We start from the raw sequence: 26,996 nt of genomic DNA on the forward strand, positions 1-26,996 counted from the left end.
CGCCGATTGGCCCGAGAGAAGGGGTTAGCAGAGCGGACCGCGCTGCCTAAGGTCGCATCATCGAACGAAGAAAGAGTGATGATGCACCAACGCCTGCCGTTCCTGGCCCTGCTGGCCCTTTCCACGACCGCACTGGCACAGACGCCCGCCCCGGCGCCGGTGGCTGACCCGAACGCATATCTCGAGGATATCCATGGCGCGCGTGCGCTCGATACGGTGAAGCGGTGGAATACGCGCTCGCTCGCCGCGCTTGAGGCGAAGCCGGGTTACGCGCGGTATCGCCAGCGTGCGCTGGACCTGTTGCAGGCCGACCGCCAGATCGCCAACCCCGATCAGGTCATCGGCGATCAGGTGCTGAACCTGTGGCAGGACAAGACGAGCGTGCGCGGCCTGTGGCGGGTCGCGTCGCTGGCGTCGTTCAGCAGCGGCAAGCCGGCATGGCGGACGCTGATCGACGTCGATGCGCTCGGCAAGGCCGAGGGCAAGAGCTGGGTGTGGAAGGGCGCGACCTGTCGCTCGCCGTCCTATGATCGCTGCATGGTGGCGCTGTCGAACGGCGGCGGCGACGCGGTCGAGGAGCGTGAGTTCGACATCCCCTCGGGCAAGTTCGTCGCGGACGGCTTCGTCGTGCCGAGCTTCAAGACCGACCTCAACTGGGCTGGACCGGACGCGCTGTACGTCGCGACCGATTTCGGCCCCGACAGTCTCACCAAGTCGGGCTATCCGCGGATCGTGAAGCGCTGGCAGCGGGGCACGCCGCTCTCGTCGGCAAAGATCGTGACGAGCGCGACGCAGGACGATGTCGGGATCGAGAGCAACGTCTTCACCGAGGGCGACCGGCGCTATGCGCTGGTGTCGCGCAACGTCGATTTCTTTCATTCGAAGCGCAGCCATCTGGGCGATGACGGGCAGCTGGTGCCGACGCCGCTGCCCGACGATGCGGTGATCAACACCGTGCTGGACGGCCGGCTGATCGCGACGCTGGCGTCCGACTGGCGTGGCGTGCCGGCGGGGGCGGTGGTCGCCTATAGCATCGCCGACGTGGTGGCTGGCCGCGCGCCGACGATCGAGCGGGTGCTGATGCCGACCGCGACGCAGGCGGTGGAACAGGTCGATTCGAGCAAGTCGGTGCTGTGGGTGAAGATGCTCGACGACGTCTCGGGCCGGCTCGTGTCGCTCACGCGCGGTGCGGATGGGGTCTGGACCCAAATGGTCGCGGCTTTGCCGACCGCTTCGACGATCCACTTGGATGCGACCGCGGGGAAGGATGACCTCGCTTTCGCGACGGTCGAGAGCTTCCTCAGCCCGCCCGCGCTCTATGCGATCCGACCGGCCACGAAGCCGGTCGCGGTCGATACGCTGCCGGCCCGGTTCGACGCCTCCAAAATGCAGGTCGAGCAGCGGTTCGCGACGTCGAAGGACGGGACGAAGATTCCGTATTTCCTTGTGCGGAAAAAGGGCACGAGCGGGCCCGTACCGGCACTGGTCCACGCCTATGGCGGGTTCCGGAACGCACAGACGCCGACCTATCTCGTCGACCAGCCCTATCGCTCGGGCCCAGCCGGGCTGTTTTGGGTCGAGGAGGGCAATGCGTTCGTGCTCGCCAACATCCGTGGTGGCGGCGAATACGGGCCACGCTGGCACCAGATGCCGCTGCGCGAGAACCGGCAAAAGGCGTATGACGATCTCCACGCGGTCGGCGACGATCTGGTCCGCACCGGTGTCAGCGCGAAACGGAAGATCGCGGTGTCGGGGCGGTCGAACGGCGGTCTGCTGGTCGGCGTCGCGATGGAGCAGCGGCCGGACCTGTACGGTGCGATCGTGATGGGATCGCCGCTGCTCGACATGCAGCGTTACTCGCATCTGTCGGCGGGCGCGTCGTGGATCGGCGAATATGGCGACCCGGACAAGCCGGCCGACTGGGCGTTCATCTCGCAATATTCGCCCTACCAGAACCTGAAGCGGGGCGTGAAATACCCGGTGCCGTTCATTTACACCTCGACCGAGGACGACCGCGTCCACCCCGGCCACGCACGAAAATTCGCCGCGCGCCTGGAGGACTATGGCGACCCGTTCTTCTACTATGAGAACCCCGAAGGCGGCCACGCGGCCGGCGCCGACAAGATCGAGGATGCCAAGCGTGCGGCGCTCGTCACCGTCTATCTCAACACCCAACTCGGCACCGCTCCACAGCGCTGATCGTCAGGAATTAGACCATGCGTAACTTCCGTCTGCTCCTCGGCGCCGCGATCCTGGCGCTGCCTGTTTCCTCGATCCCGACCTCAGCCGTGCACGCTGCGGAGAACGCGACGTTCGCGTCGCTGTCGAAGCGCTATGTCGATGGCCTCGCGCGGCTGAACCCGTCGTCGGCGACCGGGCTCGGCGATCATCGGTTCGACGCGCAGGTCACGGATATGTCGGCCGCGGGCCGTGCCAAGCGCGAGGCGTTCTCCAAGGCGATGCTGGCGGATCTCCAGCGGATAGATCGGAAATCTTTGTCGCGCGAGGAGCAGGTCGATGCGGCGTTGCTCGACAATGCGTTGCGCTACGACATCTGGGATGCGGAGACGCTTGGCGGCTGGGCGTGGGATCCACAGGTCTATAACGACATCGCTGGCAGCTCGCTCTACTCGCTCGCCGCCCGCGATTTCGCGCCGTGGCCGCAGCGGCTGAATGCCGCGACCGCGCGGATGGAAGCGTTGCCTGCGTTGCTGGCGCAGGCGCGCGCGAACATCGTGGTCGCGCGCGTGCCGTCGATCTACGCGACGACGGTGGCGAAGCAGAACAGCGGCATCGTCGACATCGCCGAGAGCATGCTCGCGCCGCACAAGAGCGAATTGTCGGCAGCGGACGCCAAGCGGTTCGACGCGGCGCTCGTCAAACTGAAGGCAGCGGTGGCCGAGCATCAGGTCTGGCTCGACAAGACGCTGGTGCCGGGCGCGAAGGGCGACTTCCGCCTCGGCGCGGCGCTGTACGACAAGAAACTCGGTTTCGCGCTGCAATCCGACCTCACCCGGACCGAGATCAAGCGTCGCGCGCAGGCCGCGATCGTCGATACGCGCGCGCAGATGTATGCGATCGCGCGGCAGATATTCGGCGCCAAGCCCGGCGCGCTGCTGCTCCCCGACAAGCCGTCCGATGCGCAGCAGCAGGCCGCGATCCAGGCCGCGCTCGAACTCACCTACGCCAAGCGCCCGGCGCGCGATGGCATGATCGACGCCTCGACCAAGGCGCTGGCGCAGGCGACTGCCTTCGTCCGCGACAAACGGCTTGTCGGGATGCCCGATGGCCCGGTGAAGATCATCACGATGCCCAAATTCCAGCAGGGCGTGGCCGTCGCCTATTGCGATTCGCCGGGTCCGCTGGAGAAGAACCTCGGCACGTTCTTCGCCGTTTCGCCGATCCCCGACGACTGGACCGAGGCGCAGGCGACGTCGTTCCTGAGCGAATATAACGACTACATGATCCACGATCTTGCGGTGCACGAGGCGATGCCGGGGCATTTCCTCCAGCTCGCGCACGCCAATGCGACGCAGTCGACGCTGCGCGCGGTGCTCGGCTCGGGACCGTTCATCGAGGGCTGGGCGGTCTATGCCGAGGCGATGATGGCGGACGAGGGCTATCTGAACGGCGATCCGTTGTTCAAGCTGACCGTGCTGAAAATGCGGCTCCGCTCGATCTCCAATTCGCTGCTCGACATCGGCATTCATACCGAGGGCATGACGCGCGAGCAGGCGATGCAGCTGATGACGCACACCGCGTTCCAGCAGGAGCGCGAGGCGGCCGGCAAATGGGTCCGCGCGTCGCTCGGCTCGACCCAGTTGCTGAGCTATTTCACCGGCTATTCGGAGCACATGGCGCTGCGGGACGAGGCGAAGAAGCGTGAGGGCGCGAAGTTCGACCTGAAGCGCTACAACGACGCGCTGCTCGCGCATGGTTCGCCCCCGGTCCGCTACGTCCGCGAACTGCTGTTCGACCTGCCGATCGGGTAAGCGCCGGTCGCTTGACCGGGTCTGAGAATGCTGTGACCCTGCTCCGATAAAAGAAGCCATCGGAGGGGTGTCATGGCCGCAGGATTTCGTGGGCGCTGTTCAGGGTTGCGGCGTTGACCGGCCCGCTTGCAGGAATCCGGATCGTCGAGCTTGCCGGGATCGGGCCCGCGCCGTTCGCCTGCATGATGCTCGCCGATCACGGGGCCGAGATCATCCGGATCGAACGGCCGGGCGCGAAAAAGGGCGGGCCGGGCGGCGATCCCGCCAAGGACATCCTGCTGCGATCGCGCAAGACGATCGCGGTCGATCTCAAGTCCGCCGCGGGGATCGGGGTCGTCCGCGATCTGGTCGCGTCGGCGGATGGCTTCGTCGAGGGGTTCCGGCCGGGCGTGACCGAACGACTGGGGCTCGGGCCGGACGTGCTGCTCGAGACCACCCCGCGGCTCGTCTATGGCCGGATGACCGGCTGGGGGCAGGACGGGCCGTATGCGCAGGCGGCGGGCCACGACATCAATTATATCGCGCTGGCCGGCGCCCTGCACGCGTTCGGGCGCGCAGGAGAGAAGCCGACGCCGCCGATCAACATGGTCGGCGATTTCGGCGGCGGTGCGATGATGCTCGCATTCGGCATGGTCAGCGCCTTGCTCCACGCGCGGACGACTGGGCGGGGGCAGGTGATTGACTGCGCGATGACCGATGGTGCCGCGCTGCTGATGAGCATGATCTGGAGCTTTCACGGGCAGGGCCTGTGGCGCGACGAGCGCGGCGTGAACCTGCTCGATAGCGGCGCGCATTTCTACGACACCTATGCCTGCGCCGACGGGAAATACGTGTCGATCGGCGCGATCGAGCCGCAATTCTACGCCGTGTTGCGCGAGAAGGCGGGGCTGGCGGCGGATGCGGAGTTCGACCGGCAGATGGATCCGCGATGCTGGCCAGCGCTCAAGGACAGGCTGGCGGCGGTATTCGCCAGCCGGACCCGCGACGAATGGTGCGCGATTCTCGAACATGCCGATGCGTGTTTCGCGCCGGTGCTGTCGCTGGCCGAGGCGCCCGCGCATCCGCACAATGTCGCGCGCGGCACGTTCACGGAGGCGGGGGGCGTCGTCCAGCCGATGCCCGCGCCACGCTATTCCGCCACGCCGACCGCCGCACCACGCATGGCCGACGGGCATACCGATACGGATGCGCTGCTCGATGGCCTTGGCTACACCGCGGACAAGATCATCGCGCTCAAGGGCGACGGGATCGTCGCGTGATCATGAGGACGGTTGGTGGGCCCGGCAGGAATCGAACCCGCAACCTAGCCGTTATGAGCGGCCAGCTCTAACCGTTGAGCTACAGGCCCCACCGGCGCCTGCGTTAGCGCAAGCGATCAGCGGGCAAAAGGGCGCAAAGCAAAAGGGCAAAGAAAAAGGGCGCTCCCGAAGGAACGCCCTTTCCGACACTAAATCCAATCGAGCGTAGAAACGCCCGACAGATTTTAGTTCATGTTGTCGGTCTTCTCGTCGGCAGCGTCACGGACGTTGTCGGCAGCTGCGTTCATGTTGTCGGCAGCGTTCTCGAGCACGTCGGTAGCGACTGCGTTCGAGGTGTTGTCCGCCATGGCGTCCATGTTGTCAGCCTGCATTTCCATGTTGTCAGCCAGCATGTCCGCGTTGTTCTCAACGGCGGCGGCTTCTGGCGACTTGCTGCAGGCTGCGACGGACATCAGGCCGGCGGCAGCAGCGATCAGAACGATCTTCTTCATTCGAATGCTCCCAAGCATAGTTTCACTCGCGGCCGACCCGATTGCCGTCGCGAAGTCACGTCAAATAGCGGACCCCGGCGGCCGGTCAATCCGCTAAATTCATCTGTCCGCAAGGTTTGCGGCAGAACGATGACGTTTCGGTTGCTGCAACTCGTCACTTATGGGGCACGATCGGACCGATTTCCTCGGGCGCATTGGCGACCGTAGCGATCATCGCGGTCCACGCCGCGACGTTCTGGCGAAGCTGCTCGGGGTCGATCAGATCCAGCGTATCCTCGGGCGTGTGGTGGTAGTCGAAGTAGCGCAGACCCGACTGGTTGAGGTCGATCCCGGCGACCCCCGTCGCAATCACCGGGCCGACGTCGGTGCCGCCGTGCGGCGTATCGGCACCGCGGATGATCCCGAGCGGGGCGAGCGCGACGGCGAGGCGGTCCTCGATGGGCTTGGCAGCGGCAGGCAGGCTGCTTTCGAACCGCCAGACGCGGTCGGCGCCGAAATCCGATTCGGCGGCGGTGGCGTGGCGCTCGCCGGCGTGCGCCTTGGCGTAGGCAGCTCCGCCGAAGCCGCCGCTCTCCTCGTCGCCGAACCAGACGACGCGGATCGTGCGACGCGGGCGCTGGCCGCTGTCCATGACGAGCTTGGCGGCCGCCGCGGTGATCGCGATGCCCGCGCCGTCATCGATCGCGCCGGTACCAAGATCCCAGCTGTCGAGATGGCCACCGACCAGCACGATGCCGGCCTTGGGGTCGGTGCCCGGAACCTCGGCGACGACGTTGCCCGATTCCTGCATCCCGGCCTGCTTGTCTTCGAGCACCAGCTTCAGCGTCACCGGCTTGCCGAGCTTCACCAGTCGCTCGACATGCTCGGCGTCCGCGACCGACAGCGCCGCCGCGGGGATCGGCGTCACACCCGCCTCGAAATTGGTGTTGCCCGCGTGCGGCCCGCGGCCGTGATCGGTGCCGATCGACCGGATCACGATCGCCGCGGCGCCCTTCCTGGCGGCGACGTTCGGCCCGACGAAGCGCGCGGTGCCCTGCGATCCATAGCTCGACCCGTCCTGGGTCGGCTGCATCGAATTCGAGACGAAGGCGATCTTGCCCTTGAGGCTGCCGTCGGCGGCGAGCGCCAGGTCATTGTATGTGGGGAAATACACGATCGGCAGGGTCAGCCCGCCCGGCGGAGTCGCGCCCGAATTGCCGAGGCCGACCAGATGCAGCTTCTGCGCATAGGGCGCGACCAGTTCCCCGCTCTCCGTCCCGCGCGACCAGACCGGCAGCTGGTAGGTCTCGATCCGCACGTTCTTGAACCCGATCGCCTTCAGCTTGGCGACCGACCAGGCGCGCGCGCGCGGTGCCGCTTCGGTGCCGGTCATGCGCGGGCCGACCTCGGTCGTGATCCCCTCGACGATCTTGTACGCGGTATCGTCGGTCAGCGCCTTGTCGCGGAGTGCCGCGACCTTCGCATCGGCCGCGGTCGGCGGGGCGGCGGTACGCTGCGCCATCAGGGGAGAGGTGAGGGCGGAGGCGGCCAGCGCCGCGAGCAGGGTGCGTTTCATCATCGGGGCAGCGTATGTCGGCGCTCCCCGTTTGCCAACGGCTCGCCGCATCGCTATCTGCGCACGTCAAATCCCGCCCTTATTCAGAACGGAGCTCGGCACCCACATGGCCGTCCAGTATACCTACGTCATGAAGGGTCTGTCGAAGACCTTCCCCGGTGCCAACAAGCCCGTTCTCAACAACATACACTTGCAGTTCATTCCGTCGGCGAAGATCGCGATCATCGGCCCGAACGGCTCGGGCAAGTCGACCCTGATGAAGATCATGGCCGGCATGGATCCCGATTTCACCGGCGAGGCCTGGGCCGCGGAAGGCGTCAACGTCGGTTATCTGGCGCAGGAGCCTCAGCTCGATCCGACCAAGGACGTCATGGGCAACGTCAAGGACGGCGTGCGTCCGGTCGCGGATCTGGTCGACCGGTTCAACGCGATCTCGGCCGAGATGGGCGATCCGCAGGACGACACCGACTTCGACGCGCTGATGGAGGAGATGGGCGAGCTTCAGGCCAAGATCGACGCGGTCGACGGCTGGGCGCTCGATAGCCAGCTCGAACAGGCGATGGAAGCGCTGCGTTGTCCGCCGGGCGATGCGTCGGTGGTGAACCTGTCGGGCGGCGAGAAGCGTCGCGTGGCGCTGTGCAAGCTGCTGCTGGAAAAGCCGCAGATCCTGCTGCTCGATGAGCCGACCAACCATCTCGACGCCGAAAGCGTGTCGTGGCTGGAGAATTATCTCAAGGAATATACCGGCAACGTCATCCTCGTGACGCATGACCGCTACTTCCTCGACAACGTCGTCAACTGGGTGCTCGAGCTCGATCGCGGGCGCTACTACACCTATGAGAGCAACTATTCGGGCTATCTGGAGAAGAAGGCGCAGCGCCTCAGCCAGGAAGAGCGCGAAGAGGCCGGCAAGCAGAAGGCGATCGCCGACGAGCTGGCGTGGATGCGCCAGACCCCGAAGGCGCGCCAGACCAAGTCGAAGGCGCGTATCCGCGCGTTCGACGAGCTGATGGAGAAGCAGGAGAACCGCGTCGCCGGCAAGGCCGCGATCCTGATCCAGCTGCCCGCGCGTCTCGGCGGCAAGGTGATCGAGGCGAAGGGCCTGACCAAGTCGTATGGCGACAAGCTGTTGTTCGACGGGCTCGACTTCACGTTGCCGCCGGGCGGCATCGTCGGCGTGATCGGGCCGAACGGCGCGGGCAAGTCGACCTTGTTCAAGCTCATCACCGGCCAGGAAACGCCCGACGAAGGCACGATCGAGGTCGGCTCGACCGTCAAGCTCGGTTACGTCGACCAGAGCCGCGACGATCTCGATCCGAACAAGAACGTCTGGCAGGAAATCTCCGACGAGTTGGAAATATTCCGCTTCGGCAAGCAGGAGATGGGCACGCGCGCCTATGTCGGCGCGTTCAACTTCCGCGGGCCGGACCAGCAGAAGAAGGTCGGCCAGCTGTCGGGCGGTGAGCGCAACCGCGTGCACATGGCCAAGATGCTCAAGGAGGGTGGCAACGTCCTCCTGCTCGACGAGCCGACCAACGATCTCGACGTCGAGACTCTCCGCGCACTTGAGGAGGCACTTGAAACCTTCGCCGGCTGCGCCGTCGTCATCAGCCATGACCGTTTCTTCCTCGATCGCCTCGCGACGCACATCCTCGCGTTCGAGGGCGACAGCCACGTCGAGTGGTTCGAGGGCAACTACGCGTCGTACGAGGAGGACAAGCGCCGCCGCATGGGTGATGCCGCCGATCGGCCCACGCGCCTTGCGTACAAGAAGCTGACCCGCTGAGGACGATGCCGGTCGTCGAACACCCCCCGGGCGGCACCGACGCCCCCGCTGCCGGCGAACTCGAATATCGTCTTCGCCAGCAGTCGATCCTGGCCGATTTCGGGATCGAGGCGCTGCGCGCGCGGGACCTGGATCCCATGCTGCAACGCGCGACCGAGCTGTGCGGCGAGGGGATGCGCTCCAAATACTGCAAGTTCCTGGAATATCGCCCTGAGCAGAACAGCCTGCTGGTGCGCGCGGGGATCGGCTGGGAGCCGGGGGTGGTCGGGTCGACCGAGATGCGGACCGATCTCGGCTCGCCCGCGGGGTTCGCACTGGAGACGGGCGAGCCGGTGATCTCGAACCATCTCGGCAACGAGCAGCGGTTTCGGACGCCCGAATTCATGGCGCGGCACAATATCCGCCGCGCGATCAACGTGCTGGTCGAGACGTCGGGCAAGCGCTTCGGCGTGCTCGAGGTCGACAGCCCCGACGAAGGCCAGTTCGAGCCCGCCGACTTCGCGTTCATGCAGGGGTTCGCCAACCTCATCGGCGTGGCGATCGAGCGGCAACAGGCCGAGCAGCGGCTGAGCGAGGCGATGGAGCATCAGGAGTTGCTCACGCGCGAGGCCAGCCACCGGGTGAAGAACAGTCTCGCGCTCGTGTCGGCGATGCTCAACCTGCAGATGCAGGAGGACGACGATCCGCGGATCCGGCGGCTGCTCGGCGATGCGCAGGCGCGGATCACGGCGATCGCGCAGACCCACGACCAGCTCTGGCGTGGCGATCAGGTCGGCATCGTCGCGCTGAACGATCTGGTCTGCGGGATCGCGACGGGGCTGGGCGAGCAGTCTCTCAACCACCGGATCGACTGCGATATCGAACCGATCCTGATCAGCGCGGACGTCGCGATCCCGGTCGGGTTGCTGGTCACGGAACTCGTCACCAACGCGATCAAATATGCCTATGGCGACGATGGCGGCGTGATTTTGGTCACGGTCCGGAGCGCGGATGGGCGGATCGTGTTAACGGTGTCCGACGAAGGCGGTGGATTGCCGGCGGACTTCGACCTCAAGGCCGCGTCACGCAAGAGCCTCGGGATGCGGATGATCGGCAGCCTCGCGCGCCAGCTCCGCGGGACGGTGACGATCGAGAATGCCGCGGTCGGGACCTGCGCGACGCTGGAGGTACCCGATCCAAGGATCGAGGAAGCCTCGTCATCCTGACGACACTCCGTTATCCTGACGACCCTTCGTCAGGATAACGGACTTTATGGTTCTCCTGCGAACGCAGGAGTCCAGGGTCAGGAGCGTTTCGGTTGGTATCCTGGGCTCCTGCGTTCGCAGGAGAACAATGGCTTACGCCGCTACCGCGTCGGCTTTAGTCGCCATCCACGCCTCGGCCTTTGCCAGCGCAGGGGCGTCGTCGACGTCGATCCAGTCGATATCGCTGCAATCCACGATCCGGGCCAGGCCTTGCGCGGCCAGCAGACGGACGCCTTCGGTGAGCGAGGGGCTCGCCAGCGTGGCAAGCGCATCCGACAGCGCCGGCCCGACCGCGAACACACCGGTGTCGTAGCAGTCGTGCGGTTCGAGGCCCTTGCCGATCGCGACGATACGGTCGTCTTCGGTCGCGACGCAGGTGACGTCCGCCGGGTCGACCCAGTCATGGCCGAGCCGCCGATCGATGCCGAGGCGGAGGCCGCCGCCGGCTCCGGCTTTCGCCATCCGTGCGTAGAGTTCGGGGCTCACGAGGTGATCGCACATCGCCAGTACCGCTTCGCTGCCCGCCAGCACATCGCGCGCTGCAAGGACAGAAACGCCGTTGGGCTCGCGGTGATCGGCCAGAACCGTCTCGACTACCAGCGGCCAGCGCCGGCTCGCGAGATACGCTTCGATCGCCTCACGCCCGTAACTCACCGTTACGATCGCCCGCTTGAAACCAGCCTCCGCCAGCCCTTCGAGCGCATGGGCGATCAACGGCCGCCCCGCGACCGCGCAGAGCGGCTTGTACGGGGCGGAGGTGCGAAGGCGGCTGCCTTCCCCGGCGGCGAGGATGATCGCCGTTTGAATCCGGGGCGTCTCGATCATCTCAGGCGGCCTTGATGAACCGCTCGACTTCGATCTGCGCGAGGTCGTCGGTCATCTGCGTACGCGGGTGCTTGCAGAAATACGCCGAGGCAGGGTCGATCACGCCGGCGATGCCGCGATCCTTGGCGATCTTGGCGCAGCGGATCATGTCGATCGCGACGCCCGCCGAATTGGGGCTGTCCTCGACCGAGAGACGCAGCTCGATGTTCATCGGCACGCCGCCGAACAGCTGGCCTTCCATGCGCAGGAAGCAGACCTTGTTGTCGTTCTGCCAGGGCACATAGTCCGACGGGCCGATATGGACGTTGTCGTCGTCCATCCGCTCGGCCGCGACCGACTGGACGGCTTCGGTCTTCGAGATCTTCTTCGACTCGAGACGGCGATGGTTCGACATGTTGAGGAAGTCGGTGTTGCCGCCGGTGTTGAGCTGGTAGGTACGGTCCAGCTTCACGCCGCGCTTGGCGAACAGGTCGGTCAGCACGCGGTGGACGATCGTCGCGCCGAGCTGCGCTTTGATGTCGTCGCCGATGATCGCGACGCCGGCGTCTTCGAACTTCTTCGCCCAGACCGGGTTGGAGGCGATGAAGACGGGGATGTTGTTGACGAACGCCACGCCCGCTTCGATCGCGCACTCGGCATAGAACTCGGTGGCTTCCTGCGAACCGACCGGCAGATAGTTCATCAGAACGTCGGCGCCGGATGCCTTCAGCTCGGCGATGACGTCCTCACGCGTGGGCTCGGGCGCGTCCGCGACCAGGAACGTGCGGTCGTCCTTGAAGTCGGCCATGTGGTCGGCGACGCCGTCCAGCTTCTTGCCCATCTTCACGATCGTGCCGGTCTTGCCGACATTGGGTGCGAACACGGCGGTGCAGTTCGGCTTGGCGAAGATCGCCTCGGCGACGTCCTTGCCGACCTTGCGGCGATCGACGTCCCAGGCCGCGACGACCTTGATGTCGCTCGGCTTATAGCCACCCATGTCGAAATGCATCAGGCCGACCTGGTCGTTGGCCCCCTCGCGGTAGTGCTCGAGGCCTTGCACGAGCGAGCTCGCGCAGTTGCCGATGCCGACCACGGCGATCCGAATGCTATTCATTACTGACCCTGTTCCTTACGAAAGATGCATGCGCGACGCGGTCTTTGATCGCGGCGGCGTTGTACTACGAACGAAGGCGCGTTCGACACGACGGTGCCAGACGAGCCCGACGATGGCCACGAGCGTCAAAGGGACGATCTCGAACCACCAGAAGATGCGTGGGTTGCCCGCGAAGCAGGCGACGAAGATCGCCCATACTCGCACATTCGCGGTAAGCAAGGCCATCAAGCGCAATGGCGCTACGGCGCGGGTGCCGTAACTGGCGCCCAGCGCGACCGGATCGCTCGCTTGGCCGAGCGTGCGTTCGAACGGCATGGCGATCCGATCGATGCTGCTGGCGACACCGTCGTAGAACCGGACGAGCACATTGCCGGTGGGCACGGGAGGCGCTTCGAGCGCCACGCCCTTGACCCGCCGATGGAAGCGCGCGCGCTCGCCCTCGTACATGTTCGACTGCACCGCATGCGCGCCACCCGCCGCGAAGGCGAGGATCCAGCCCTCGGGCGTATCGATCGTGATCGCCAGCGACGTGTAGATCAGCGCGAAGACGCCGTGATCGCAGAGCCCGTCGAGCATCCGCCCGAGCGGACTGGCCGTCTTGGTCGCGCGCGCTACCATACCGTCGAGTCCGTCGGCGATCAGCCAACCCATCGACAGCACCATGCCGACCAGCGCCAGTGCCCAGCTATCCCATTGCGCATAAGCGAGCGCAGCCGCTCCGCCGAGGCAAAGCCCGGCCACCGACACCGCATTGGCCGAAATTCCACGCGCGAGCGCCAACGGCAAGAGCGCACGGCCCGCCGGGTGAATCAGCCAAAGGTTAGATGGGATCTCGATCCGGCGATCGCGCGATCCATCCGGTGGAGCCACTGTCATAGGATTTTCACAATGCGCCCGGCCGCCGATTTATGCAAGGCAGCGCAACTAACCCAACGGAACGCTTGACCGCAATTCTTCGATCCAGGCCGTCGCGATCCCGTCCGATGGCGCTCGCCAATCCCCGCGCGGCGACAGTGCGCCACCCGCCGAGACCTTCGGCCCGTTCGGCATCGCCGACCGCTTGAACTGGCTGGTCGTGAAGAACCGGAACAGGAATTTTTCCAGCCAATGTCGGATCGTCGGCAGATCATAGGCGACGCGCGCATCCGCCGGCAGGTCCTCCGGCCACGCGCCGACGCCCGCATCGCGCCATGCGTGCCAGGCGAGAAACGCGATCTTCGACGGCGCGAGGCCGTGGCGGATCACGTAATGCGCGAAGAAATCGTTGAGCGCATACGGTCCGATCATCGACTCGGTGCTCTGCAACGCACCGTCCGCCCCCGCCGGCACGAGCTCGGGCGAGATTTCCTGCGCAAGGATCGTCGACAGAATGTCGTCGGTCGCCGCGTCATACTGGTCGGTGCGGATACACCAGCGGATCAGGAACTGGATCAGCGTCTTGGGCACGCCGCTGTTGACGGCGTAATGGCTCATCTGGTCGCCGACGCCGTAGGTGCACCAGCCGAGCGCCATCTCGCTGAGGTCCCCCGTGCCGAGCACGATCCCGCGACGCTGGTTGGCGAGACGGAACAGATAGTCGGTACGCAGACCCGCCTGCACGTTCTCGAAGGTGATGTCGTAGACGGGTTCGCCATCGCTGAACGGGTGGCCGATATCTTCCAGCATACGGCGCGCGGCGGGTTTGATGTCGATCTCTTCCGCAGTGATGCCGAGCGCGCGCATGAGAGCCCAGGCGTTCGCTTTGGTGCCCTCGCCGGTCGCGAAGCCGGGCATGGTGAAGCCGAGGATCGCGCTGCGAGGGCGTCCGAGCCGGTCCATCGCCTTGGCCGCGACGATCAGCGCGTGCGTCGAGTCGAGCCCGCCGGAGACGCCGATGACGATCGTCTCGGCCTTTGCGGAGACGAGCCGCTTCGACAACGCCTCCACTTGGATGTTGAACGCCTCGTAGCAATCGTCGTCACGCCGTGCCGGATCGTTCGGGACGAACGGGAACCGGCGAATACTGCGTTCGAGACGACCCAATCCTCCCCCGCCAGGGGGAGGTGGCGCCGTGGGCGACGGAGGGGGAGGACACGGAGCAGGCGTTGCGTGTGCCTCCCCCTCCGTCAGGCTGCGCCTGCCACCTCCCCCTGGCGGGGGAGGATCGTTGGCTTGAAGGTCGACTTTGGCTTCACAAATCGCCGCATGATCGAACGCGATCCGGCGGAAGCGCGTCTCAGGGTTGCCGGCGAATACCGCCGCATCGTTGAACGTGCCGTTGCGCAGGCGGTCCTGCGTGATGCGCTCGCAGTCGACGTCGGCGATCACCAGTTCCGGCTCGGTCGAGAATCGCTCCGACTCAGCGATCTGCTCGCCGAGTTCGTGGATCAGCCCCTGGCCGTCCCATGCGACTTCGGTCGTGCTCTCGCCGGGGCCTGCGGCGGAATAGACATAGGCGCACATCGCCCGCGCGGACTGCGACGCCGCCAGCATCGCCCGCTCCCGCGCCTTGCCGATGACGATGTTCGACGCCGACAGGTTGCAACAGATCAGCGCGCCCGCGAGCGCGCCCGCGGTCGAGGGCGGGGTGGGGGCCCAGTAATCCTCGCAGATCTCGGCATGGAAGATAAAGCCCGGCAGGTCCAGCGCGGCGAAGATCAGGTCGGTCCCGAACGGTACTTCCTCGCCGTCGAGGTCGATCGTCGAACCGGTCAGTCCCGCGCCGCTCGCGAACCAGCGTTTCTCGTAGAATTCGCGGTAATTGGGCAGGAACGTCTTCGGCACCACGCCGAGCACTTCGCCCCGAGCGATCGCCAGCGCACAATTATACAGCCGCCCGTTCCGCACTAGTGCCGCGCCGACCAGCAACACCGGCCGCAGCGTCGCGCTCGCCTCGACCACCGTCGCGATCGCGGCCAGAGTCGCACGCTGCTGCGCGGTCTGCAAATGCAGGTCGTCGATCGCGTAGGAGGTGATGTTCAGTTCCGGAAACACGACGAGGTCGACGCCTTTCGCATCCGCCTCCCGCGCTAGGGCGATCGTCGCCTCGGCATTGGCGCCGGTATCCCCTACCGAAGCGCGCGGCGTAGCGGCGGCAACCCGGATCAGCCCGTGCGTGTGGATCGCGTAGAATGGATGCGTCATGGCGCACCGATAAACGGCCTCGCCGCGTCACGCCACCGGCTTGATCCAGGCGAGCATTGGCGCGGTGCGCTGTCCTGTGAGAGGATAGGCGCATGACAGCCCGATCGATCCAGCCTCTCGCGCTCCTGCTCGTCAGCCTGCTGTATTGGCAGCTCGTCAGCCAATTTTCGGGCGCGAAGGAGCCCTGGGACGCGGATGGCTATTGGCGGATCTGGTATCCCGGGTCGCTGGTGATATCGGCGCTATCGGGTTTCCTGCTGGGACGGCGAGGTTGGCTGGCCGGAATGATCGTCACGTTTGCGCAATTGCCGGTGATGTGGGTCAATACCGGCATCGGCGGGCTGTTGATGGTCGGTGCGACGATCCTGTGCATCCTTGCCGTGCCCGCCGTTGCTGTCGCCGCGATCGCTGGCCGGTTCGCACGGTCTCGCGCTGGTGGTGGGAAGACGGACGGCGCGGTATGACGCCGGTCGGTTCGAACCGGTGGCGAGCTTTGCGCCACGCGGCGACAGGGAGGCGATTTTGACGATCACGATGTTCGGCATCAAGAATTGCGACACGATGAAGAAGGCGCGCGCGTGGCTGGACGAACACGGCGTTGCGTATGCTTTCCACGACTACAAGACCGCCGGAATCGATACGGCACACCTGAACGATTGGATCGACCGGGTAGGTTGGGAGGTGCTGCTCAACCGCGCCGGCACCACGTTCCGGAAACTGCCTGAAGCGGAGCGGGCGGATCTCGATGCGAAAAAGGCCACCGCACTGATGCTGGCGCAGCCTTCGATGATCAAGCGCCCGGTCCTCGATACCGGCGAGACGCTGCTGGTCGGGTTCAAGCCCGAGCGGTATGAGGCGGCGGGGCTGGGGCGCGCTTGAAGGAGACTGACATGCCTGTCGCTACATGGAATGGCCGCGAGATCGCACGATCCGACGATACCGTCATCGTCGAGGGCAATCACTATTTCCCCGCGGACAGCATAGACCCGGCGCTGCTGGAGGAGAGCGCGACGCACTCCAACTGCCCGTGGAAGGGCGTGGCGAGCTACAAGACGCTTGTCGTCGACGGGAAGCGCAACGTCGATGCGGTCTGGTATTATCCGGACCCCAAGTCGGCCGCAGCCGAGATCAAGGGCCGGTATGCGTTCTGGAAGGGCGTGACGGTCGGTTGAGGTCGCGCGGCAACCGATAAGTGCCGTCCTGTCCTAGAGTCGAATTCGGAAATTGCCGTCATCCCAGCGAAAGCTGGGATATCCCGGTTAGGCGGACGTAGCGAACCACGAGAGATACCCCAGCGTTCGCTGGGGTGACGGCCCCAGCGGACACGTGCCGCGTTCCAATCCTCCCCCGCCAGGGGGAGGTGTCGCCGAAGGTGACGGAGGGGGAGGACAGGGAACAGACGTTTTCCTGACCTCCCCCTCCGCCTGGCAAGGGCCAGCCACCTCCCCCTGGCGGGGGAGGATCAAGGTTCAGCTCAGATCGCGCCCGAGAACGTATCACACTGCGCCGGATCGCCGCTATCCAGCCCGCGCTTCAACCACGCCTGACGCTGCGCCGAAGTCCCATGCGTGAAGCTGTCCGGCACCACGCGGCCCTGCGACTCCTTCTGCAACGTGTCGTCGCCGATCGCCTGTGCAGCGGTCATGCCCTCCTGGATATCGCCGGCCTCGAGCCGCGACCGGTTCGCCGCCGCCCACACGCCCGCATAACAATCCGCCTGAAGCTCGAGCCGTACCGACAGCGCGTTACCCTCGGTCTCGCTCGCCTGGCGCTGCGCCTGCTGGACCTGCGCGTTCGTACCGAGCAGCTTCTGGATGTGATGGCCGAACTCGTGCGCGATCACGTAATCCTGTGCGAAGTCGCCCTCCGCCTTGAACCGGGTCGACAGCTCGTTGAAGAAACTCGTGTCTAGATAGATGCCCTGATCGGTCGGGCAATAGAACGGCCCCATCGCCGACTGCGCCGCGCCGCAGCCCGAGCGGCCATTGCCGTCGAAGAACACCAGCTTGGGCGCTTCGAAGCGCTGGCCGTTCTTGGCGAAGATCGCTTCCCAAGTGTTGTCCGCCGAACTGAATGCGTTGCAGGCGGCCTTGCTCTCGGGCGTCAGGTTGCAGCTCGACGTCGTGTCGGTGCCGGCGCGCGGCGCTCCGCTCTGCGTGGTCGGCGCGGACGATTGCCCGCCACCGAGCAGACCGCCAAGGCCACCCATGCCGCCGAACACCGCCATCAGGATCAGCACCACGACGATCCCGCCGCAGCCGAAGCGGCTGCCGATCATCGGCAACAGCCCCATCAGCAGGCCGCCACCACCGCCGCCGAAACCGCCGCCGCCGCCGCCCGACCCGCGCTGGTCCTCGACGTTGATGTTCGGATCGTAATCGTCGAGCCGCATGAATATGCCCCTTTTCGTTTCTTCTCGGGAACGAAATGCGCAAGGTGGCGCTAGAGTTGCACGGCGGTCGAATCCGCTGCGTAAAGCGACAAGGGGGAGTGCGTATGTTCCTGAAGGGCAAGACCGCGGTCATCACCGGATCCACCTCGGGGATCGGCCTGGCCTACGCCAAGGCGTTCGCGGCGGAGGGCGCCGCGGTGGTGCTCAACGGCTTCGGCGACGCGGACGCGATCGAGCGGGAACGCGCCGCCCTAGCGCAAACCGGCGGTGCCGCCGCGCTGTACGATCCCGCCGACATGACGAAGCCCGACGAGATCGCCGCGATGGTCGCACGGGCCGCCGCCGAGACCGGTAGCGTCGACATCGTCGTCAACAACGCGGGTATCCAGCACGTCGCCGGTATCGCCGACTTCCCGATCGACAAGTTCGACGCGATCATCGCGATCAACCTGTCCTCGGCCTGGCACATGATGCGCGCCGCGGTGCCGCTCATGCGCGCCAAGGGCTGGGGCCGGATAATCTCGACCGCGTCGGCGCACTCGCTCGTCGCGAGCCCCAACAAGTCGGCCTATGTCATGGCCAAGCACGCGATCGCCGGGCTGACCAAGACGATCGCGCTGGAAACCGCGACCGACGGCATCACCGTCAACTGCATCTCGCCCGGCTATGTCTGGACCCCGCTGGTCGAGAACCAGATCCCGGATACGATGGCGGCGCGGGGGATGACACGCGACCAGGTGATGAACGACGTGCTGCTCGCCGCGCAACCGACCAAGGAGTTCGTAACCCCCGAGCAGGTCGCGGCGTTCGCACTCTTCCTGTGTCGCGACGAGGCCAAGGCGATCACCGGCGCGAATCTGTCGATGGACGGCGGCTGGACCGCGGCGTGACCGATCGGCGCGCCGACACGCCGAAAACCATTTCAGCTCAAGGTGATACGAGCGTAACTTCGCGTAAGTCAGCGGGACACGAGACGATGCGAACTTGGGTCGGAACTGCCGCGTGCATGATGGTCGCGGCCTGTGGATCGACCGTCGTCGGTGTCGGGAGCGCCGGCGCCGACGGCGCGCGATCCAGCCTGGACTGGCGCCGCGTGGCCACCCCGGCGGATCGCGCACGGCTGCGCGGCTGGCGCGGCGCCTGGGTCGCGGCCCTCGCGCAGGTCGATCCGAAAGAGGTCGCGCGCGATCCGGTGCTGTTCAACCCCGACCGTTCGCTGGTCGACCCGCTGCCGCCCGCCGGCCCGTATCGGTGTCGCACCTACAAGCTCGGCGCCCGCGCGGGCATCGGCCCGACCTTCACGATCTCGGGCTGGTTTGCCTGCCGGATCGGCACGAGCGAGGACGATGGCGAGCGCGTGGTCAGTCTCGTCAAGCTCGACGGATCGCAGCGCCCGGTCGGCTCGGTCTTCGCCGACACCAATGCGCGGGCGATCTTCCTGGGCACGATGGAGCTCGGCGACGAGACGCGGCCGATGCGCTATGGGCGCGACGCCAACCGCGACATGGCCGGGCTGATCGAGCGGATCGCCCCGCAGCGCTGGCGCGTGGTGCTGCCCTATCCGCGGTTCGAATCGCTCCTCGACGTGGTCGAGCTGGTCCCCGCGGCCTAGCGAGCGGCGGGCAGGGGCCCCGGAGCGGTCGTCGTCACCATGCTGGCTGCGGCCGCTCCCGTCGTCACCGCTGCGCCGGGCGACTCGATCGGGCCAAGGCTCGCGAGATACTGCTTGCCATGCATCTCGATCGGCGTGACGCGGCCGGCGTTACCGGCCAGCACCGCCTTCAGATACGAGCGCGGTTTCTTCATCAGCCCGGGCTGATCGAGCGCGGACAGCCCTACCAGGCGCGCGGCTTCCTTGACGAAGTGGACGCAATTATGGTCGCCCAGGCGGTACACGCTGTCGGGCTTTCCCTCGCGCCACGCGTCGACCAGCCGCAACACGGCGACGTATTGCGCGTCGGTCATCACCACTGAGAATTGCGCGTCGCTGCTCGCGACATAGCTCGGCCTGGCGATGTCGAGCTTGCCCGCGACCGGTCCCATCAACAGCGCGGGCGACACCGATTTCGCCGTGAAGCCTGCATTCGTGTCGACCGGCGCGCCGCCCGCATCGGGCACCCCGCGCAAGGTGAAGAACGCGTGCGGGAAACTGTTGCCGAGTTCATGGCTCCAGAACGTGATCGTGACCGCAGCCTGCGCCGGCAGCGCGTATCCGACGCACAGGGAGAACAGGGCGATCAGGCGTAGCAGCGGTCTCATCGACCGAGGCTATCGCCGAATCTCCAGCCTTACCAGAGGCATGCGTCTGATTTAGATCAGCGCTGCGGGGTAGTTTCGCCGCCGCTGGAGGCAGGGGCGGCAGCCGACACCGGGGCAAGCGTCGCGTTCTCGCGCTTCTCGGGCCGGATATAGATCGACGACAGCGTCGGCACCGCGGCGCGCAGCTCGGTCTCCATCGCCTCGATCATCGTCTCGCCGTCGCCCATCGTCACCGCATCGTCGAAGTCCGCGCTGATCGCGGCGAAGATGCTGTCGGGCGCGGCATGGACCGTGCGGACATGGTTGACCGAGACGATGGCGGGATGCGCCGCGACGATCTTGCGGATCGTGGCGATCACGGCTGGGTCGGCGCGCTCGCCGATCAGCAGGCCCTTCGATTCGCGCGCGAGCAGCACGGCGACCAGCGCGAGGATCAGCCCGATCGCGATCGACGCGGCGCCGTCGATGCGCGGATCGTCGAACGCATGGCTCGCCCAGATGCCGATCGCGGCGATGACGAGACCCGCCAGCGCCGCCGAATCCTCGAACAGCACGATGAAGCCAGCGGGATCCTTCGACCGGTGGATCGCCGACCACCAACCCATGTCGCCCTTGGTCTTCGAGAACTCCCGCACCGCGATCGTCCAGCTGCTGCCTTCCAGCGCGAACGAGATCGCCAGCACGACATAGTTGATCGTCGGGCTCGTCAGCGGCTCGGGCTCCTGGATGTGCCGCCACCCCTCGAAGATCGACACGCCCGCGCCGATCGCGAAGATCAGGATCGCGACGACGAACGCCCAGAAATACAGTTCGCGGCCATAGCCGAACGGGTGCGCCTCGTCGGCGGGCTGCTTCGCCTTGCGCTGGCCGTAGAGCAGCAGCACCTGGTTGCCGCTGTCGACCACCGAGTGAAAGCCTTCGGTCAGCATCGACGACGATCCGGTCATCCCGGCCGCGACGAATTTCGCCACGCCGATCCCGAGATTGGCGGCGAGGGCGCCGTACAGGACGATGTCGTCCTTGATGCGCGCGGTCAGTGTCTTGGCCATCCCGCCGTCCTACACGAGGGGATGCGGTTGGAAAGAGGCGGCTTCGCAAGAGTTTGGGGGTGCGGAGCTTGCTGATCCTCCCCCGCAAGGGGGAGGTGGCTGGCACTTGCCGGACGGAGGGGGAGGATACGGAGCAGAGGTTTCGCGTGCCGCCCCCTTCCGACGCCTACGGCGCCACCTCCCCCTTGCGGGGGAGGATGAGGGGGAAGAGTTTCGCCCTCCTTGCCGCGCCAAAAACAGGAATGCCCGCCGGTGGACGAACCACCGGCGAGCACCTTTCCTCCCCAGGAAACTGCGTAAATCGTGTCAGCCGAGCCGGCCGAGGCGGTGGTACAGCGCACTCATCCGCATCAGCCGCGCGTCGTCGATCGAGGTCTTGCTGATCATCTCGCCGAGCACTTCCTTCATCAGCGCGAAATCGTTGGTCGAGAAGACGGCGCGGGCGCGGGGTTGTTCGGTGGTGGTCTGCATGGCTTGCCTCCTTCGATGGCTCGTCTTGTCTCTCTCTTTACAGCGACTGCGTATCGAGAGAGGCGATGCACATTGAATAGCGGGCACGACCGGCGTGTTGGAATGCCCGACCGTGTTACGCCAGCGTCGCGGTGTCCGCCGCCCTTGTATCTCGGCTGTCGCTCTGTAAAGATCGTGACAGGAGGGTTTCACGATGGCCGAACGGAAATTGCTGGCGGGGCACGCGATCCGTCGTCTGCGGCGCGGCGCCGGGCTGACGCAGGCGGCGATGGCCGATATGCTCGCGATCAGCCCGAGCTATCTGAACCTCGTCGAGCGCAACCAGCGGCCGGTGTCGGCGACGCTGCTGATCAAGCTGGCGGAGAGCTTCGACTTCGATCCGCGCTCGCTCACCGCGGCCGAGCCCGGCGGCGGCGCGGAGGCGATCCGGCGACGGCTGGCGGACCCGATGTTCGCCGACCTCGAGATCGACCGCAACGAGGTCGAGGAATGGCTCGCCAGCGCCCCCGGCGGCGCGGCGGCGTTCGCGCGCGTGTTCGATCGGATCGGCGGCGGTGCGGTGATCGAGGCGGGCGACGATCCGGTCACGCTCGTGCGGCGCGAGATCGAACGCTGGCGCAACCACTTCGCCGATCTCGACGCCGCCGCCGAGGCGCTGGCGGACGAATTGCGGCTCGGCGCGGGTGACCTGTACGGCGCGATCGCCGAGCGGTTGCGCGCGAAACATGGTCTCACGATCCGCGTGCTGCCCGCCGATGTCCTGCCCGACACGCTGCGCCGGCTCGACCTGCACGCGCGCCAGTTGCAGCTGAGCGAGATGCTCGACCCCGCGTCGCGGACGTTCGCGGTCGCCTTCCAGCTCGGCCAGATCGAGGCGAAGGCGGAGATCGATGCGCTCGCGAAAGGCGCAGGCTTCACCGATCGCGCCGCCGAGCGGCTCTATCGCCGCCACCTGCTCGGCTATTTCGCCGCCGCGCTGATGATGCCGTATGCCCGGTTCCTGCGCGGGTGCGAGACGACCGGGTACGATATCGAACTGCTGCAACGCCGGTTCGGTGCGGGGTTCGAACAGGTCGCGCACCGGTTGACGACGTTGCAGCGAGTCGGTGCGCGTGGGCTCCCGTTCTTCATGATCCGGATCGACCGCGCGGGGCAGGCGTCGAAGCGCTATCCGGGTGCAAGCGGCGCGGCGCTGGTCGAGGCGGATGGGCGCTGTCCATTGTGGCGGCTCCACCACGCGTTCGACCGGCCGGGCAGCCTGATGGTCCAGCTTGTCGAGTTGGAAGACGGCGCGCGCTGGCTGACGATGGCGCGGACGGTGACGCCGCAGGGCAGTCGCTTCGGCGCGGTCCATGCCGAGTTCGCGATCGGCCTGGGCGTGGCGGCATCGCAGGCTGGCGTGCTCGCGGCGGCGAGCGGTTTCGATCTGGCGGGGAGGGCTATGCCGATCGGCCTGGGTTGCCGCGCCTGCTTCCGCAACGACTGCCCGCAACGCTCGATCGCGCCGGCGGGCCGCGCACTGCTGATCAACGAGCGCGAACGCCGGACCTCGGCGCTGACGTTCGCAGGGGATTAGAGGCAGGACGCCCCCAAATCGATCCTCCCCCGCAAGGGGGAGGTGGCTGGCACTTGCCAGACGGAGGGGGAGGAAAGGGTAACGCCCGTTCCGTATCCTCCCCCTCCGTCACCTTCGGCGACACCTCCCCCTAGCGGGGGAGGATCGTGAGGTCAGGCGCCTGCGTCCGTCAACGCGTCGAGCTGGTCCTTCGTCAATTCCAGCGTCATCGCCGGCAGCAAATCCTCGATCTGCTTCACGCCGGTGGCGCTGGCGATCGGCGCGGTCACGCCCGGCTGCGCAATCAGCCAAGCCAGCGCGACCTGCGCGTGCGTCGCGCCGACAGCGTCGACCACCGGGTCCATCGCATCGAGAACGGCCTTGCCCTTCCCCTCGAGCAGTTCGCCCATCCGGCCACCGCGGACGCTCTGCCCGAGATCGTCCTTGCTGCGATATTTGCCGGTCAGGAAACCCGAGGCCAGGCCGTAATAGGGCAGCACGCCGATATTCTCGGTGACGCAGTAATCCTGCAACTCGCCTTCGAACTTGGTGCGGCTGACGAGATTATATTCGGGCTGGAGCACGTGATAGCGTGGCAGGTCCGAGGTCTTGGCCGCTTCGACCGCCGACTTGAGGCGGGCGGCGTGGAAGTTGGACGCGCCGATGACACGGACCTTGCCGGCGTCGACCAGCTTGCCGAACGCTTCGAGGACTTCGTCCTGCGGTACGTCCTCGTCATCCTGGTGCGCGTAATAGAGGTCGATCCGGTCGGTGCCGAGGCGCTTGAGCGAGGCTTCGGCGGCAGCGGCGATGCGCGCAGGGGCGAGCTTTTCGCCGCCCTCGCCGGGGAGCATGCCGACTTTAGTCGCAATCAACACGTCGTCGCGCTTGCCGCTGGCCTTCAGCCATTCGCCGATCATGGCCTCGGACTCGCCGCCCTGATGACCATCAACCCACGCCGAATAGGCGTCGGCGGTATCGATCATCGTGCCGCCGCCTGCGACGAATGCGTCGAGCACGGCAAAGCTGGTGGTGCGATCAGCGGTCCAGCCGAACACGTTGCCACCGAGAACGAGCGGCGCGATTTTCAGGTCGGTCGAGCCGAGGCGGCGGAGGGTCATCGGGTCTGATCGCTTTAATTCGAGGGTAATTCTGTATCGTCAGGAGCGGCAGCGACGGCGTTCAGATCGACGCTGTTCGCATCGAGCATCGCGGCGGCTTCGTTCAACTGGTGCGCTTCGTCGGCGGTGACGGCGCCGGGCTCGCTGGCCGGTGAGCAGGCTGCGAGTAGAACGGGAAAAACGACCGCCGCCAGCCCCAGTCCGTCATGCCAGCGAACGCTGGCATCTCCCCGCTTGGGTCGCTGCGACACGAACCGGGAGATCCCAGCTTTCGCTGGGATGACGTGAGTGGGCGGGCGGCGGTCCATTCAGAACTTAGTCCTTGATCGCGTTGCCGGCGCGGGTCAGCGCATTGCCGGTGGCGTCGGCGGCGCGGTCTGCGCCGTTGGCGATCGAGGCACCAGCGCGGTCTGCGCCGGCTTCGATCCGGTCACCGGCGCGATCGGCCTTGACGTCGAGATTGTCGGTGGCGTTGTCGAGCTTCGCACCGGCGTTATCGAGCGAACGCTCGGCCGAACCCAGCGCACGATCGCTGGCGGCGCTGACGTCATCGACGGCATTCTCGGTGGTCGCGCTGGCGTCCGCGGCGATCGCGTTGGCGGCCTGGGCCGTCTGGTCCTGCGCGTTGTTGCTGCAGGCTGCGAGACCGGCGGTGAGCGCCAGGGCGGGGATCAGGAACTTCTTCATGCGTATCTACTCCCGTATATGTCGTCTTGTGAACCAGCGAATGTCCGGCCCATAGCGCAATCGAACGCGGATGAAGCGTTTCCGATCCGTCACGATCGTGCGCGATGCGATAAGTCGCAGAGACTTATGGCGGAAGTCGGAGACGCGCACGCCTGCGTTGACCCCATATAAAGAAATCTTTATATGACCTGTCATGACGATGGCGCTCGAAATCTTCCGTGCACTGGCGGACGCGACCCGGTTGCGGATCCTCGCGCTGTTGCGACGGATGGAGCTGTCGGTCGGCGAGCTCGCGCAGGTGCTCGGACAGAGCCAGCCACGCGTCTCGCGGCACGTGAAGATCCTCTGCGATGCCGGCCTCGCCGAACGTCGCAAGGAAGGCAGCTGGGTGTTCGTGGCACTGGGCGCGCCGGACGTGGTCGAGCCGGTCGCCGGGGCGCTTGATGCCTGGGCGAAGGCCGAGCCGGACCATTGGGCGGTGGCGGATGCGGCGCGGCTTGCGGCGGTGCGCGCGGACCGGGCGGCCTCGGCGGCGGCGTGGTTCGAGGGGCATGCCGACGAATGGGACGCGATCCGATCGTTGCACGTTGCCGACAGCGAGGTCGAGGCGGCGATGGCGGCGGTACTGGGCGACGCGCCGATCGGGACGCTGATCGATATCGGCACGGGCACCGGGCGGATGCTCGAACTGTTCGGCGGGCGGGCAACGGTCGCGCTCGGGATCGATCGCAGTTCGGAGATGCTGCGGCTGGCGCGGGCCAAGCTCCACGACATGACGCACGCCGAACTGCGCCAGGCGGACCTGTATGCGCTGCCGATGGCGGATGCCGCCGCCGATGTCGCGATCCTGCACCACGTGCTGCATTTCGCGCAGCAACCTGGGGCCGCGGTCAGCGAGGCGGCGCGCGTCCTCGCGCCCGGTGGACGGTTGCTGATCGCCGACTTTGCCAGCCACGACCGCGAGGAATTGCGGGTGCGCGATGCCCACACGCGGCTCGGCTTCGCGGACGAACAGATGGCGGCGTGGTTCGAGGCGGCGGGCTTGCAGACCGCGCGGGTCGAGACGCTCGAGGGCGGTGAGTTGACGGTGAAACTATGGCTCGGCCGAAAGATCGGCGCGAGCTTGCGTGAGGTGAAGGCGGCATGACGAACATTTCCATCCCCCAGTTGGCAGAAGCGCGCCGCGCGCTCGAAGAACCGCTGTTCGCGGATTTGGCGGGCGATGTCGGCATCAGCTTCGAGTTCTTCCCGCCGAAAAGCGAGAAGATGGAGGCGCAGCTCTGGGAGGCGATCCGCACTCTGGAGCCGCTCCAGCCCGATTTCGTGTCGGTGACCTATGGCGCGGGCGGTTCCACGCGCGAGCGGACTCATGCGACGGTCGCGCGGATCCAGCGCGAGACGTCGATGAATGCGGCCGCGCACCTGACCTGCGTCGAGGCGACCAAGGCCGAGATCGATCAGGTCGCCGAGGAATATTGGGCGGCGGGCGTGCGGCATATCGTTGCGCTCCGCGGCGACATGCCGACGCTGGGCCAGCCCTATCAGGCGCATCCGGGCGGGTATGAGAATGCGGCGGCCCTGGTTGCTGGCCTGAGGAAACTGCATCCGTTCGAAATCTCGGTCGCGGCGTACCCCGAATGCCATCCGGAATCGGGCGGGTATGACGCCGATATCGACAATCTGAAGCGCAAGATCGACGCCGGTGCGACCCGCGCGATCACACAGTTCTTCTTCTCGCCCGAGGCGTATTTCCGATTTCGCGACCGGGTCGCGGCGGCCGGCATCACCGCGCAGATCCTGCCCGGGATATTGCCGGTGTCGAACGTCGCGCAGACGCGGAAATTCGCGAGGCTGTGCGGCGCGGAGATCCCGGCGTGGATGGACCGGCTGTTCGAAGGTCTCGACGATCACCCCTCGGCACGGCAACTCGTCGCGGCGACGATCGCGGCCGAGATGTGCCGGCGGCTCTATGCGGGGGGCGTGAAGGACTTCCACTTCTACACGCTCAACCGCGCCGAGTTGGCCTACGCGATCTGCCACATGCTCGGCGTGCGTGCGAAGCCGAGCGAAAAGGTCGCCGCGGCGTAATTCCGC

At 66.4% G+C, this 26,996-nt stretch carries 26 protein-coding genes and 1 tRNA gene; 13 read left to right on the forward strand and 14 right to left on the reverse strand.

The window, feature by feature from the left end:
* Positions 1-78: 78 nt before the first annotated feature.
* From NLI89_RS04205 to NLI89_RS04215, 3 genes are all read left to right on the forward strand, one after another.
* Positions 79-2,199 carry a prolyl oligopeptidase family serine peptidase gene (locus NLI89_RS04205; protein WP_254685874.1) on the forward strand — a complete coding sequence of 707 codons (2,121 nt, stop codon included), beginning with the start codon at positions 79-81 and terminating at the stop codon, positions 2,197-2,199.
* Positions 2,200-2,216: 17 nt separating this feature from the next.
* On the forward strand, positions 2,217-3,992 hold the full coding sequence (locus NLI89_RS04210; protein ID WP_254685875.1) for a DUF885 domain-containing protein: 1,776 nt from the start codon (positions 2,217-2,219) through the stop codon (positions 3,990-3,992).
* 113 nt (positions 3,993-4,105) lie between these two features.
* The gene (locus NLI89_RS04215) at positions 4,106-5,251 is read left to right on the forward strand and encodes a CaiB/BaiF CoA transferase family protein (protein WP_254685876.1); all 1,146 of its coding nucleotides are present in this window, start codon (positions 4,106-4,108) and stop codon (positions 5,249-5,251) included.
* A 13-nt stretch (positions 5,252-5,264) separates the two neighbouring features.
* On the opposite strand, the gene NLI89_RS04220 is transcribed toward NLI89_RS04215, so the two are convergent.
* From NLI89_RS04220 to NLI89_RS04230, 3 genes are all read right to left on the reverse strand, one after another.
* Positions 5,265-5,340: transfer RNA gene (locus NLI89_RS04220), tRNA-Ile, on the reverse strand.
* A gap of 135 nt (positions 5,341-5,475) precedes the next feature.
* On the reverse strand, positions 5,476-5,742 hold the full coding sequence (locus tag NLI89_RS04225) for a hypothetical protein (RefSeq protein WP_031393308.1): 267 nt from the start codon (positions 5,740-5,742) through the stop codon (positions 5,476-5,478).
* 154 nt (positions 5,743-5,896) lie between these two features.
* Positions 5,897-7,300: a M20/M25/M40 family metallo-hydrolase gene (locus NLI89_RS04230; protein ID WP_254685877.1), complete on the reverse strand. Its 1,404-nt coding sequence runs from the start codon at positions 7,298-7,300 to the stop codon at positions 5,897-5,899.
* Between the two features lie 103 nt (positions 7,301-7,403).
* On the opposite strand from NLI89_RS04230, the gene ettA reads away from it, so the two are divergent.
* Entirely contained in the window at positions 7,404-9,083 is a 1,680-nt protein-coding gene (gene ettA / locus NLI89_RS04235) for an energy-dependent translational throttle protein EttA (RefSeq protein WP_055880597.1), read from the forward strand.
* Between the two features lie 5 nt (positions 9,084-9,088).
* Positions 9,089-10,288 carry a sensor histidine kinase gene (locus NLI89_RS04240; protein ID WP_254685878.1) on the forward strand — a complete coding sequence of 400 codons (1,200 nt, stop codon included), beginning with the start codon at positions 9,089-9,091 and terminating at the stop codon, positions 10,286-10,288.
* Positions 10,289-10,420: 132 nt separating this feature from the next.
* On the opposite strand, the gene NLI89_RS04245 is transcribed toward NLI89_RS04240, so the two are convergent.
* Genes NLI89_RS04245 through NLI89_RS04260 form a run of 4 tightly spaced genes read right to left on the reverse strand, consistent with a single transcriptional unit; the run spans position 10,421 to position 15,368 of the window.
* Positions 10,421-11,152, reverse strand: coding sequence for an NTP transferase domain-containing protein (locus NLI89_RS04245; RefSeq protein ID WP_254685879.1), 732 nt, complete (start codon positions 11,150-11,152; stop codon positions 10,421-10,423).
* Between the two features lies 1 nt (position 11,153).
* Positions 11,154-12,245, reverse strand: coding sequence for an inositol-3-phosphate synthase (locus tag NLI89_RS04250; RefSeq protein WP_254685880.1), 1,092 nt, complete (start codon positions 12,243-12,245; stop codon positions 11,154-11,156).
* Between the two features lie 15 nt (positions 12,246-12,260).
* Complete coding sequence (locus NLI89_RS04255; RefSeq protein WP_254685881.1) at positions 12,261-13,121, reverse strand: CDP-alcohol phosphatidyltransferase family protein; 861 nt, start codon at positions 13,119-13,121, stop codon at positions 12,261-12,263.
* Positions 13,122-13,169: 48 nt separating this feature from the next.
* Positions 13,170-15,368, reverse strand: coding sequence for an NAD(+) synthase (locus NLI89_RS04260; RefSeq protein WP_254685882.1), 2,199 nt, complete (start codon positions 15,366-15,368; stop codon positions 13,170-13,172).
* Between the two features lie 92 nt (positions 15,369-15,460).
* Between NLI89_RS04260 and NLI89_RS04265 the strand changes: the two genes are divergently transcribed.
* From NLI89_RS04265 to NLI89_RS04275, 3 genes are all read left to right on the forward strand, one after another.
* Complete coding sequence (locus NLI89_RS04265; protein WP_254685883.1) at positions 15,461-15,832, forward strand: hypothetical protein; 372 nt, start codon at positions 15,461-15,463, stop codon at positions 15,830-15,832.
* A gap of 70 nt (positions 15,833-15,902) precedes the next feature.
* A complete protein-coding gene (locus NLI89_RS04270; protein WP_439144471.1) occupies positions 15,903-16,247 on the forward strand; it encodes an ArsC family reductase in 345 nt (114 codons plus the stop codon).
* Positions 16,248-16,258: 11 nt separating this feature from the next.
* Positions 16,259-16,540, forward strand: coding sequence for a DUF427 domain-containing protein (locus NLI89_RS04275; RefSeq protein WP_254685884.1), 282 nt, complete (start codon positions 16,259-16,261; stop codon positions 16,538-16,540).
* Positions 16,541-16,842: 302 nt separating this feature from the next.
* On the opposite strand, the gene ypfJ is transcribed toward NLI89_RS04275, so the two are convergent.
* A complete protein-coding gene (gene ypfJ, locus NLI89_RS04280; protein WP_254685885.1) occupies positions 16,843-17,760 on the reverse strand; it encodes a KPN_02809 family neutral zinc metallopeptidase in 918 nt (305 codons plus the stop codon).
* Between the two features lie 104 nt (positions 17,761-17,864).
* Here ypfJ and NLI89_RS04285 point away from each other — a divergent pair, with 104 nt between their 5' ends.
* Positions 17,865-18,650 (forward strand): 3-hydroxybutyrate dehydrogenase, encoded by a 786-nt coding sequence (locus tag NLI89_RS04285; RefSeq protein WP_254685886.1) that lies wholly within the window; start codon positions 17,865-17,867, stop codon positions 18,648-18,650.
* Positions 18,651-18,736: 86 nt separating this feature from the next.
* Positions 18,737-19,372 carry a DUF4893 domain-containing protein gene (locus NLI89_RS04290; RefSeq protein ID WP_254685887.1) on the forward strand — a complete coding sequence of 212 codons (636 nt, stop codon included), beginning with the start codon at positions 18,737-18,739 and terminating at the stop codon, positions 19,370-19,372.
* Here the strand turns inward: NLI89_RS04290 and NLI89_RS04295 are convergent.
* From NLI89_RS04295 to NLI89_RS04305, 3 genes are all read right to left on the reverse strand, one after another.
* The gene (locus NLI89_RS04295; RefSeq protein WP_254685888.1) at positions 19,369-20,019 is read right to left on the reverse strand and encodes a hypothetical protein; all 651 of its coding nucleotides are present in this window, start codon (positions 20,017-20,019) and stop codon (positions 19,369-19,371) included. The two genes, NLI89_RS04290 and NLI89_RS04295, sit on opposite strands and share 4 nt — an antisense overlap.
* Before the next feature lie 56 nt (positions 20,020-20,075).
* Positions 20,076-21,068 (reverse strand): cation diffusion facilitator family transporter, encoded by a 993-nt coding sequence (locus NLI89_RS04300; protein WP_254685889.1) that lies wholly within the window; start codon positions 21,066-21,068, stop codon positions 20,076-20,078.
* Between the two features lie 306 nt (positions 21,069-21,374).
* Positions 21,375-21,539, reverse strand: coding sequence for a hypothetical protein (locus NLI89_RS04305; RefSeq protein WP_167398800.1), 165 nt, complete (start codon positions 21,537-21,539; stop codon positions 21,375-21,377).
* 193 nt (positions 21,540-21,732) lie between these two features.
* Between NLI89_RS04305 and NLI89_RS04310 the strand changes: the two genes are divergently transcribed.
* Positions 21,733-23,115, forward strand: a complete 1,383-nt coding sequence (locus tag NLI89_RS04310) for a helix-turn-helix domain-containing protein (protein ID WP_254685890.1) — start codon at positions 21,733-21,735, stop codon at positions 23,113-23,115.
* 152 nt (positions 23,116-23,267) lie between these two features.
* On the opposite strand, the gene NLI89_RS04315 is transcribed toward NLI89_RS04310, so the two are convergent.
* From NLI89_RS04315 to NLI89_RS04325, 3 genes are all read right to left on the reverse strand, one after another.
* Positions 23,268-24,215 carry an aldo/keto reductase gene (locus tag NLI89_RS04315; RefSeq protein ID WP_254685891.1) on the reverse strand — a complete coding sequence of 316 codons (948 nt, stop codon included), beginning with the start codon at positions 24,213-24,215 and terminating at the stop codon, positions 23,268-23,270.
* A 14-nt stretch (positions 24,216-24,229) separates the two neighbouring features.
* Complete coding sequence (locus tag NLI89_RS04320) at positions 24,230-24,466, reverse strand: hypothetical protein (protein ID WP_254685892.1); 237 nt, start codon at positions 24,464-24,466, stop codon at positions 24,230-24,232.
* Positions 24,467-24,530: 64 nt separating this feature from the next.
* On the reverse strand, positions 24,531-24,902 hold the full coding sequence (locus NLI89_RS04325) for a hypothetical protein (RefSeq protein WP_254685893.1): 372 nt from the start codon (positions 24,900-24,902) through the stop codon (positions 24,531-24,533).
* 193 nt (positions 24,903-25,095) lie between these two features.
* On the opposite strand from NLI89_RS04325, the gene NLI89_RS04330 reads away from it, so the two are divergent.
* Complete coding sequence (locus NLI89_RS04330; RefSeq protein ID WP_254685894.1) at positions 25,096-26,049, forward strand: ArsR/SmtB family transcription factor; 954 nt, start codon at positions 25,096-25,098, stop codon at positions 26,047-26,049.
* A complete protein-coding gene (gene metF / locus NLI89_RS04335) occupies positions 26,046-26,990 on the forward strand; it encodes a methylenetetrahydrofolate reductase (RefSeq protein WP_254685895.1) in 945 nt (314 codons plus the stop codon). Before NLI89_RS04330 ends, metF begins: the two co-directional genes overlap by 4 nt.
* The last annotated feature ends 6 nt before the right edge of the window (positions 26,991-26,996 follow it).

This window comes from Sphingomonas faeni (assembly GCF_024273235.1).
GTDB classification, from domain to species: domain Bacteria; phylum Pseudomonadota; class Alphaproteobacteria; order Sphingomonadales; family Sphingomonadaceae; genus Sphingomonas; species Sphingomonas faeni_A.

What these genes read in the sequence shown, in the direction of transcription:
- NLI89_RS04325 (WP_254685893.1), bottom strand. Translation starts at nt 24,902, where the DNA reads ATGAAGAAGTTCCTGATCCCCGCCCTGGCGCTCACCGCCGGTCTCGCA.
- NLI89_RS04250 (WP_254685880.1), bottom strand. Translation starts at nt 12,245, where the DNA reads ATGAATAGCATTCGGATCGCCGTGGTCGGCATCGGCAACTGCGCGAGC.
- NLI89_RS04315 (WP_254685891.1), bottom strand. Translation starts at nt 24,215, where the DNA reads ATGACCCTCCGCCGCCTCGGCTCGACCGACCTGAAAATCGCGCCGCTC.
- NLI89_RS04285 (WP_254685886.1), top strand. Translation starts at nt 17,865, where the DNA reads ATGTTCCTGAAGGGCAAGACCGCGGTCATCACCGGATCCACCTCGGGG.
- NLI89_RS04300 (WP_254685889.1), bottom strand. Translation starts at nt 21,068, where the DNA reads ATGGCCAAGACACTGACCGCGCGCATCAAGGACGACATCGTCCTGTAC.
- NLI89_RS04330 (WP_254685894.1), top strand. Translation starts at nt 25,096, where the DNA reads ATGACGATGGCGCTCGAAATCTTCCGTGCACTGGCGGACGCGACCCGG.
- NLI89_RS04245 (WP_254685879.1), bottom strand. Translation starts at nt 11,152, where the DNA reads ATGATCGAGACGCCCCGGATTCAAACGGCGATCATCCTCGCCGCCGGG.
- NLI89_RS04265 (WP_254685883.1), top strand. Translation starts at nt 15,461, where the DNA reads ATGACAGCCCGATCGATCCAGCCTCTCGCGCTCCTGCTCGTCAGCCTG.
- ettA (WP_055880597.1), top strand. Translation starts at nt 7,404, where the DNA reads ATGGCCGTCCAGTATACCTACGTCATGAAGGGTCTGTCGAAGACCTTC.
- NLI89_RS04230 (WP_254685877.1), bottom strand. Translation starts at nt 7,300, where the DNA reads ATGATGAAACGCACCCTGCTCGCGGCGCTGGCCGCCTCCGCCCTCACC.
- NLI89_RS04270 (WP_439144471.1), top strand. Translation starts at nt 15,903, where the DNA reads ATGTTCGGCATCAAGAATTGCGACACGATGAAGAAGGCGCGCGCGTGG.
- metF (WP_254685895.1), top strand. Translation starts at nt 26,046, where the DNA reads ATGACGAACATTTCCATCCCCCAGTTGGCAGAAGCGCGCCGCGCGCTC.
- NLI89_RS04295 (WP_254685888.1), bottom strand. Translation starts at nt 20,019, where the DNA reads ATGAGACCGCTGCTACGCCTGATCGCCCTGTTCTCCCTGTGCGTCGGA.
- ypfJ (WP_254685885.1), bottom strand. Translation starts at nt 17,760, where the DNA reads ATGCGGCTCGACGATTACGATCCGAACATCAACGTCGAGGACCAGCGC.
- NLI89_RS04225 (WP_031393308.1), bottom strand. Translation starts at nt 5,742, where the DNA reads ATGAAGAAGATCGTTCTGATCGCTGCTGCCGCCGGCCTGATGTCCGTC.
- NLI89_RS04275 (WP_254685884.1), top strand. Translation starts at nt 16,259, where the DNA reads ATGCCTGTCGCTACATGGAATGGCCGCGAGATCGCACGATCCGACGAT.
- NLI89_RS04255 (WP_254685881.1), bottom strand. Translation starts at nt 13,121, where the DNA reads ATGACAGTGGCTCCACCGGATGGATCGCGCGATCGCCGGATCGAGATC.
- NLI89_RS04205 (WP_254685874.1), top strand. Translation starts at nt 79, where the DNA reads ATGATGCACCAACGCCTGCCGTTCCTGGCCCTGCTGGCCCTTTCCACG.
- NLI89_RS04310 (WP_254685890.1), top strand. Translation starts at nt 21,733, where the DNA reads ATGGCCGAACGGAAATTGCTGGCGGGGCACGCGATCCGTCGTCTGCGG.
- NLI89_RS04290 (WP_254685887.1), top strand. Translation starts at nt 18,737, where the DNA reads ATGCGAACTTGGGTCGGAACTGCCGCGTGCATGATGGTCGCGGCCTGT.
- NLI89_RS04305 (WP_167398800.1), bottom strand. Translation starts at nt 21,539, where the DNA reads ATGCAGACCACCACCGAACAACCCCGCGCCCGCGCCGTCTTCTCGACC.
- NLI89_RS04240 (WP_254685878.1), top strand. Translation starts at nt 9,089, where the DNA reads ATGCCGGTCGTCGAACACCCCCCGGGCGGCACCGACGCCCCCGCTGCC.
- NLI89_RS04260 (WP_254685882.1), bottom strand. Translation starts at nt 15,368, where the DNA reads ATGACGCATCCATTCTACGCGATCCACACGCACGGGCTGATCCGGGTT.
- NLI89_RS04210 (WP_254685875.1), top strand. Translation starts at nt 2,217, where the DNA reads ATGCGTAACTTCCGTCTGCTCCTCGGCGCCGCGATCCTGGCGCTGCCT.